The 1,759-nt window shown below is 37.7% G+C and carries 1 protein-coding gene; it reads right to left on the bottom strand.

Going from position 1 to position 1,759, the window contains the following annotated elements:
- Nucleotides 1–80: 80 nt before the first annotated feature.
- The coding region (locus tag IQ242_RS24000; protein ID WP_193961678.1) for a tetratricopeptide repeat protein at nt 81–1,759 on the bottom strand (1,679 nt) is incomplete at its 5' end.

Here is a 1,759-nt window from a genome sequence, read left to right as displayed (position 1 = left end):
CTCCAATGGTTGGCACTTTTTGAGGTAAAAAAAGTCTAAAAGTCTTACCCAATAAGGTTTTTAGATTTATTCAGCAAACCCTAATTACCCTGTTGATATTTGCTGAGAATTTCTGAGATATATTGGTAGCCTTCCAGTCCAATAGATTTAATCAGCGAGGAACGTTCCTGACTGAAAGTCTGTTCAAAAGCTGCGATATTTTTGCCGCGAATAACCGTTAATAGACTAGCAGCTTGTCGCCATTCTACTGCACCGATTTCGTGTAGCCAATACATTCCTAGAGAACCCATATAAATTGCCTGTTCAAAATTCTTGTCTTGATAGTAAGCTTCGCCTAAATAAGTTAGTAATAAACCTTGCAGATATACATCTCCGTAGTATTTGGCCGATTCCAATCCTTGCAGGAGAATATTAATCGCTTCTTGGGTTCTTTCAAGGACAAGATATGCTAAACCTAAACTGCTACAACAAAGAGATTTACTCTGCCAATCTTGGAGACTTTCTGCTAACTTTAATCCCTGTTTTAAATACTCGATCGAACTTTGATAAATTTCTGGATCATATCTCTCTAACTGTTGCGCTTCCTGTACCTGACTATAACCCAAATTAGCTAAAGCGTTAGCCTGTCCTAAACTATTACCCTGTTGACGACTTAAAATTAAAGCTCTCTGACTTAAATTAATCGCTTCTGTATAGTTTTTTTGGATAGCATTGAGACGGGATAAATGGTTTAAATTAGCTATTTCACAAGCATAATCCTGCTGTTGACGAGCAATTTCTAAAGCTTGTTGATGACATTCTCTGGCCTGTGGATAGTCGCCGCGAATGCGATTAGAATAGGCAATTAAAGTTAAAATTCTCGCCTTTTCTCCCGTACCTTCCACATAACGCAGAGGAATTGATAAATAATCTAATGCCTCTTTGAGATAACTGCCAGAAAAGGAGGCAAAAATTCCTCCGTATAAAGGAAAATAGTCCCGTTGAGCAAAGGTTCTCAGAATTTGTAAAGCCATCTGAAAACAGCCGCGACTATAGAGAGAATTTTTACTAACTTGCTCGAAACTATTGGTTAACAGCGACCAAATTAAAGCAAAGGTGAGAAAGGTAGAAATGGATAATTTGGCTCCTAATTTTTCGCTATAGATGCGCTGATCAAAAAAGTTAATTAGTCCCCTTTGGATATATTGAAAAACAATAGCAGTTTCTACCCAATCGGTTAAAGTTAAATCCTGAGTGAGAGGATCAAAAGCTTGTTGATTAGCTAAACTTTCTAAGACTCGTTTTAACCAAGAGGGATTAACTTTACTTGCCCAAATTTGCCAAGGAGTCACTCGCTCATTATCATTAGTAAAACCAAGATTACGATTTTGTTCGTAGAGCCAACTGGTGAGATCATTCGATAAATTTGACCAAGTATTTAACCCCAGATTAATCCCCGTGGCAATTTGCCATAAATCCGCTTCTCCCCGCTGCTGAGAAACTGTCTGTAAATGCTTGGCTAACTTTTGTAATTGTTCTAGGGTTAAAGCATTATTTTGATTGGGATCAATTAAATTTACTAAAGTCAGTAAACGATCCTCTCGATCGATTTTAATCAGATTATCGATCGCCGCTGCAGTGAGAGAATTTTGCTGATTGGTTTTTTGATATTTTTCCCATTCACTTTCGATCGTTTCCAGGGCCCGCAAAACCCTAGTCGCTTTAATTTTTGTTTCTAACTGTGAGCGAGTAACGATGATTTTTTCGGTTAAACAACGCT

This window comes from Microcystis sp. LEGE 08355, from assembly GCF_015207185.1.
Classification (GTDB): Bacteria; Cyanobacteriota; Cyanobacteriia; order Cyanobacteriales; family Microcystaceae; genus Microcystis; species Microcystis panniformis.
This window is presented reverse-complemented; position numbering and strand designations above follow the sequence as displayed.